The organism is Streptomyces botrytidirepellens (assembly GCF_003721215.1).
Taxonomy (GTDB): Bacteria; Actinomycetota; Actinomycetes; order Streptomycetales; family Streptomycetaceae; genus Streptomyces; species Streptomyces himastatinicus.
Genome location: NZ_RIBZ01000699.1, coordinates 1 through 6,695, shown reverse-complemented (window position 1 = coordinate 6,695; position 6,695 = coordinate 1). Strand labels below are relative to the sequence as shown.

Genomic DNA, 6,695 nt, shown 5'->3' with positions numbered 1-6,695 from the left:
GTCGGCGGCGTGGTGCGTCGCCCCCCCCGGGGGCGGGGTGGTCGCGGCTGCCGGGGGCAGTGGACGCGCCCCCGGCGTACGGATCGTCGGGGGCGCAGGTCGGTGCCGTCCCCGGTAGCGCGCGGCGGGCGCCCCACGCCGCGGGGCGTGGGGGCGGGCGCGCCCCGCTACCGGGTGGCCGTAGGCGTGAGACCGCTCACAGCGCCTCCAGCACCCGTCGGGCCACCTCGCGGCCGATGGGGAGGGAGGCGGTGGCGGCGGGGGAGGGGGCGTTGAGGACGTGGACGACGCGGGGCGACTGCGAGATCAGGAAGTCGTCCACGAGCGTGCCGTCCGGCAGCACCGCCTGGGCGCGCACCCCGGCCGGGGCGGCTATCAGGTCGTCGGGCGTCACGTCCGGCAGCAGGCGGCGGACGGCGTCGGTGAAGGCGCGCTTGGACAGGGAGCGGCGCAGCTCGCCCGCCCCGTACCGCCAGTGGCGGCGGGCTATCCGCCAGGAGCCCGGGTACGCCAGCGTCCCGGCCAGCTCGCGCGGGCGGACGGTGTGCCAGGCGTATCCCTCGCGGGCGAGGGCGGGCACCGCGTTCGGCCCGATGTGGACGCCGCCGTCGATGCCGCGGGTCAGATGGACGCCGAGGAACGGGAACGCGGGGTCGGGCACTGGGTAGACCAGGCCGTTGACCAGCGACGTACGCGACGGCGTCAGCTCGAAGTACTCACCGCGGAAGGGCACGATCCGCATGCCCGGGTCGTCGCCAGCCAGCCGCGCCACGCGGTCGCACTGGAGCCCCGCGCAGTTCACCAGGGCCCGCGCCCGCAGCACCGTGCCGTCCGCCGTGCGGACCGCGACCGCCGTGGGGCGCCGGCCGATGCGGGTCACCCCCGCCTCGTACCGCACGGACGCTCCCGCGTCCCGCGCCAGCCGGGCCAGCTGCGCGGCCACCGCCCCGAAGTCGCACACGCCCGTCGTCCCGACGTGGATCGCGGCGAGCCCGCGCACCCACGGCTCGTACTCCGCTATCTGGGCGGGGCCCAGCTCGCGCACCGGGATCCCGTTCTCCCGGCCGCGCTGGACCAGGGCGTGCAGCCGCGGCAGCTCGGAGCGCTCGGTGGCGACGATGAGCTTGCCCGTGACCTCATGGGGGATGCCGTACTCCGCGCAGAACTTCACCATCTCCGCCGCGCCGCGCACCGCGAACCGCGCCTTCAGCGAACCCGGCCGGTAGTAGATCCCGCTGTGGATCACTCCGCTGTTCCGCCCGGTCTGGTGGCGGGCCGGGCCCGCCTCCTTCTCCAGCACGGTCACGCGGGTGCCGGGCGCGGCGCGCGTGATCGCATACGCCGTCGACATGCCGACGATCCCGCCCCCGATCACCAGCACGTCGCAGTCCACCGCCGCCACGCCATGCACCTCCCCGCGCGCCACCACAACCGTCCGGTCGCCCGACCGTCGATCCCTATCATGACCTGCGCCACTGACAGCGGCCCGAAACCCATGCGGCGCCTGGGATCCGGACGGGTGCGTGAAGATCACGCGGGCTTTGCCCGAAGCTCACGCCAGGGTCACCGGGCCCGGGCCGTCGCCGATACCGCGCCGTCACCGATACCGGGCCGTCACCACAGTGAGCCCCTCACGCCGGCGCCACCAGCAGCGGCCGGGCCCGCTCCCGCAGCTCGGCCACCCGCGGTTCGTCCCGGTACGCCTCGAGGCGGTGCATCAGATCGCGTACGTACTCCGTGGTACGCGCGGACGAGATGCGGTTGGCGACCTCCACGGCCCGGGCGCCCGCCGCGCACGCCGCGTCCAGGTTGCCGGACTCCAGTTCGGCCACGGCGGAGACGACGAGCCGCAGCCCGTGGGACCGTACGAACTCCTCCGTCGGCCGGGCCAGCGCCTGCTCGGTGAAGCGCCGCACCTGGCGCGGAAGCCGCAGGTCGCGGTAGCACTCGGCGGCGTCGGCCGCGAACCGCTCGTGGCTGTAGAAGTCGAGCCAGGACGGGTCGGGGTCGCCCGCCCGGGACCGCTCCAGCCAGCCCTCGGCGGACTTCAGCGCCGCCCCGCAGGCCGGGCCGTCCCCGGACTTGGCCTGGGCGCGCGCCTCGACCAGCCGGAAGAAGCTCATGGTGCGGGCGGTGGCCAGGCCGCGGTTGCGCTCCAGGGCGGCCTGGGCGAGGTCCACGCCCTCGTCGGCGAAGCCGCGGTAGGTGGCCTGGAGGCTCATCGACGCCAGTACGTAGCCGCCGAGCGGGACGTCGGCGGCGGCGCGGGCGAGGCGCAGCGCCTGGATGTAGTAGCGCTGTGCGGCCTCCTGCTGGCCGGTGTCGAAGGCCATCCAGCCGGCGAGCCGGGTCAGTTCGGCGGTGGCGCCGAAGAGGGAGCGGCCGACCTCGTCGCTGTACGAGCCGAGCAGCAGCGGTGCCGCGTCGACCCGGAGGCATTCGGGGACCATGGAGGAACGCCAGTCGCCGCCGCCGTACTTGGAGTCCCAGCGGCGCGCGTCCTCGGCGGCCTCGCGCAGCTTGGTGACGTCGCTGTGGCCGACGCGCTGCGGTAAGGCGTCGGCACCAGTGCCGCCCGTACCGCTCGCGCCCGCACCGGCGGCCGTGTCCTCGGCGTCCTCGGGCCCGCGCGCGACCGAGGTGTCGGCCGGGGATATGAGCCAGCGGGAGGCGGGCGTGGCGTACGCGCTGACCGCGAAGGACCCGGCGAGGCTCTGCCAAATACCCACCCCGCCGCGCCGACCCGCGAGATCAAGCCGGTACAACTCGGTCGCTGAGCGGACGGCCTGGCCGATGTCGCGCGGGAACGCGAGTCCGACCTCGGGGGCCGGATCGGCGTCGGCGAGGCCGATCTCATGGAGTGGGACGGGGCGGCCGAGTTTGCTCCCGATAGCGGCAGCAATCAGATGGGGCGCGGCGCCTTGGGGCACCATGCCCTTGGACACCCAACGCGCTACGGACGTCTTGTCGTAGCGAAGGGTCAGGCCACGCTGGGCGCCGAGGTCGTTGACTCTGCGCGCGAGCCCGGCATTGCTGATCCCAGCGAGGGCGAGAACGGTGCCGAGCTTCTCGTTCGGCCCGCGTGGCTCCCTGGACATGCGCACCCCTCGACAGCACCGACGGCCGCCCCGGCATAGGCGCGGGACATTCGTAAACCCAGCGTAGTTCGCCGCATCCCGACCGTTAAGAGGTGGTGTCCCGGATGGCGAGATTCTTGTACGAACGGGCGTGCGGGGCGTGACGCGTGCTCCCGGTGTGTGTGGCTGTGCGCCCGTGTGTGCGCTCTGTCTCAGTCCCGGCGAGAACGTTTCGATGGGACCTGCGTGGGTCGGCCCGCTGTACTGGATCCAGTGGGCTGGGGGACGCCGCCGCCTCATTCCCCGCGGGTGGCGGAACGGTCCGGGAGGCGGAAGCCGCCTCCCGGACTGTCGTGTTGGGAGGACGTGGAGGCGAGCGGCGGCGAACGGCGCGTGGCGGTCCGGGGGATGGCGGGGCATCCGCAAGACCGCCGAGTGCGCCACGGCGAACTTGGCCGGATATCGCCCGTCAGGACCGGGCTCCCGCGGCGGGCCGGGGAGGGGGAGGCCTGGCGCGGGAAGCCCCTTTTCCCGTAGCCGCGTTGACGTCTCTTCGTATACGGGGTGATGGCTTCTCGTCTGCGGTCATGCCTTCCGTCTACGCATCGGCGTCTGTCATGCCTTCTCGTCCACGCGTCGGCCTCTTCCCGCACACGCGTCGGCGTCCTTGCGCTGTTGTGCGCCCCAGTCGTGGCAGCATGGGCCACGGCGGAACGGTGCGTCGTGACGGGTGACGGTTCCCTCCTGGGCTTCCTACGAACGCCTGGCCGCGGGAGCCGCACGGTGTGATCAACTCCTGGGATTCCCGCGGTCATCTGCGGTCAAGGGACATCCAAGAGATCCACGTAGTTGTCCGGTTCGATGTCGAAACCGTCAACATGCTGTGCATGATGGCACCTACTTCTTGGATGCCCTGGATGCCCACAGCCTGTGGAGGCGGCGATGCGGTGGTTGGTGGGGTGGAGCAGTACCGCATCCGGCCCGGTCCCCCCGGAAGGCCGTGCGATCCAGCCGGTCGGTGCCCAACTCCTGTGGTCCGACCCCGATCCGCTGTGGGCGGTCGGCGACTGGCGGCCCGACGAGGTGCGCGTCGTCCAGGCCGACCCCTTCACCCGGCTCGCCGTCTTCGGCTGCTGCGGCGCCACCGACGAGGAGCTGCGGGTCGGCCTGTTCGCCGCCCGCGGCGGCGCCCTGCGCCACCTCACCGCCTGGCCCGGCAGCTACACCGCCGTCGCCCAGGTCGGCCGCCGCATCACCATCGCCGGTGACCTGGCCGGTGCCCGGCCCGTCTTCCACACCGACTGGTCCGGCGGCACCGCGTACGCCACCGCCGCGCTCCCGCTCGCCGACCTCATCGAGGCGCAGCTCGACGTCAGCCACCTCGGCGCGCTGCTCGCCTGCCCCGACTCGCCGGAGGCCGTCGGCGACGGCACGCCCTACATGGGCGTCAGACGGGTGCCGCCCGGACACGCGCTCGTCCTGCGCGACGGCGCCCGCGACATCACCGGCTACGAGCCCACCGCCTCGCTCGCCGTCGCCGCGCCCCCGCTCGACCAGGACACCGCCGTGGAGGGCGTACGGGACGCCCTGCTGGAAGCCGTGCGCGCCCGCCTCACCGCACCCCGCCACGCCCCCGCCACCGACGGCCTCGACCCCGGGCCCGTCCCCGGCATGGGCCCCGCCGAACGCCGGGCCGCCCGCGGCGCACCGGCCCCCGGCATCGGCGCCGACCTGTCCGGAGGCAGCGCCTCCGCCACGCTCGCGCTGCTCGCCGCCGGTCTCCCCGGCATGCCCGGCACCCTCCTCGGCCACGGCACCGAAGCCGGTGAACGCCTGCTCGCCGTCACCTTCAACGACCTCGCCACCACCGGCGGCGCCCGCAGCCGCGAGGCCGAACTGGAACGCGCGGGCGCCATCGCCGCCAACCCCCGGCTGCACCACGTGGTCGTCGCCGGGGGCGAGGAGGCCCTCCCGTACGCCGCCCTCGACATCGGCGCCCTCACCGACGAACCCGGACCCTCCCTCGTCATCGCCGAACGCCACCGGCGCCGCCTCGCCGCGGGCAGCGCCGACCACTTCGTCGGCCACGGCGCCCGCCAGGTGCTCGACGCCCACCCGGCCCGCCTCGCCGACCTGCTGCTCGACCGCCGCAGACGCCATCTGCTGCGCCCCGCCACCGCCCTCGCCAAGGCCGACGGGCCCAACGCCCACTCCTTCTTCGTCCCCTTCACCGTCTACCGCGCCGCCCGCCGACTGGCCCGCACCTCCTACCGCGACGGTGTGCAGGAAGCCGCCGCGCGCCTCCTGGAGCGCCGCTTCACCGACGACGGCGCGGGCGTTGCCGCCGGAGCCGTCTCCGCTTCCCTCGCCTCGCTCGCCTGGTGCCGCCCCGGCCCCGCCGCCCGCTGGCTCACCGGGGAAGCCCTCGCCGAGGTGTCCGTCCGCCTCGAAGAGGCGGCGCTGCGCCCGGTCCTCCTGCGCCGCCCCGGGGAACGCCGTGCCGACGCCGCCCTCGCCCGCTACGCCGCCGACCACCGCGTCTTCGAACAGGCCGCGGAGGTGCGCAGCCAGCGCCTGCACGCCCCCTTCCTCGACAACCAGGTCGTACGGGCCTGCCGCGCGCTCCCCGAAGCCCTGCGCGTCCAGCCCGGAGCGCGCGCCTCCGTCCTGCGGACGGTCCTCGCCGGAGCGGGCATCCGCGACCTCCCCACCGGCTGGGGCGCCACCTCCCACGCCGCGCACGCCGCCTCCGTACGGGCGGGTCTGCGCACCTGGCTCGGCGACCTCGTCACCCTCTTCGACGCGCCGCTGCTGGCCGACGCCGGGCTCATCGAGGCCCGCGTCGTCCGCAAGGCGCTGCGCGCGGCGTCCGAGGGCGAACGGCTGCCCCTGGACGGCCTGGCCGAACTGGTCTCCACGGAGGTGTGGCTACGCCGCCTCCTGGCCCGCCGCGGCACCTGCTGGACCGGCACGGCAGCCCCCCGCCAGCGTGCGGTGGCGGGCGGAGTAGTGCCCCGGCCCACGCTGTGACGGCCCGCGTTGTGACGGCCCGCGTTGTGACGGCCCACGCTGTGACGGCCCGCGATGTGACGGTCCATGGTGCGGGGCCGGGGGCGCGCGCGGCGGCGCGCCGCGCGCTCGTGCGGGTGTGCGACCCGCTCGCGGTGGAGCGTCCCCTTCCACAGCAAACCTAGGAGAATGGCCGCCGTGCGGTATCTCATCCTCGGCACCACCGAAGTGCGCGACGAACACGGGAACCCGCTGTCCCTCGGCGGCCCCCGGATCCGTGCGCTGCTCGCCGTGCTCGCCCTGCGTGCCGCACGTCCCGGGCCCATACCCGTCGACGTCCTCATCGACGAGGTGTGGGCCACCGAACCGCCGCACGACGCGCCCGCCGCGCTCCAGGCGCTGGTGGGCCGGTTGCGGCGGGCGATCGGACGGGAGGCCGTGGTCTCCTCGCCCGGCGGCTACCGGCTCGCGACCGCCGCGCCCCGGGACGACGTCGACCTGCTGCGCTTCGAGCGGCTGGCCGGCGACGGCATGCGCGCCCTCGACGCCGGTGACCCGCACTCGGCCGCCACCACGCTCCGGCGGGCGCTCGCGCTGTGGCGCGGACCG

At 75.0% G+C, this 6,695-nt stretch carries 4 protein-coding genes; 2 read left to right on the top strand and 2 right to left on the bottom strand.

What is annotated here, in order from left to right; all coding sequences use genetic code 11:
• Positions 1-196 precede the first annotated feature (196 nt).
• Both lhgO and EEJ42_RS36215 read right to left on the bottom strand, forming a co-directional pair.
• The gene (lhgO, locus tag EEJ42_RS36220) at positions 197-1,402 is read right to left on the bottom strand and encodes an L-2-hydroxyglutarate oxidase (RefSeq protein WP_123106442.1); all 1,206 of its coding nucleotides are present in this window, start codon (positions 1,400-1,402) and stop codon (positions 197-199) included.
• A 229-nt stretch (positions 1,403-1,631) separates the two neighbouring features.
• Entirely contained in the window at positions 1,632-3,098 is a 1,467-nt protein-coding gene (locus EEJ42_RS36215) for an NsdA family TPR-like regulatory protein (RefSeq protein ID WP_123106441.1), read from the bottom strand.
• A gap of 921 nt (positions 3,099-4,019) precedes the next feature.
• On the opposite strand from EEJ42_RS36215, the gene EEJ42_RS36210 reads away from it, so the two are divergent.
• A complete protein-coding gene (locus EEJ42_RS36210; protein WP_123106440.1) occupies positions 4,020-6,107 on the top strand; it encodes an asparagine synthase-related protein in 2,088 nt (695 codons plus the stop codon).
• Positions 6,108-6,284: 177 nt separating this feature from the next.
• Positions 6,285-6,695: AfsR/SARP family transcriptional regulator (locus tag EEJ42_RS36205; RefSeq protein ID WP_281291587.1), on the top strand; the 411-nt coding region annotated here is incomplete at its 3' end.

Coding starts and splice junctions, on each gene's coding strand:
- EEJ42_RS36215 (WP_123106441.1), bottom strand. CDS start 3,098: ATGTCCAGGGAGCCACGCGGGCCGAACGAGAAGCTCGGCACCGTTCTC.
- EEJ42_RS36210 (WP_123106440.1), top strand. CDS start 4,020: ATGCGGTGGTTGGTGGGGTGGAGCAGTACCGCATCCGGCCCGGTCCCC.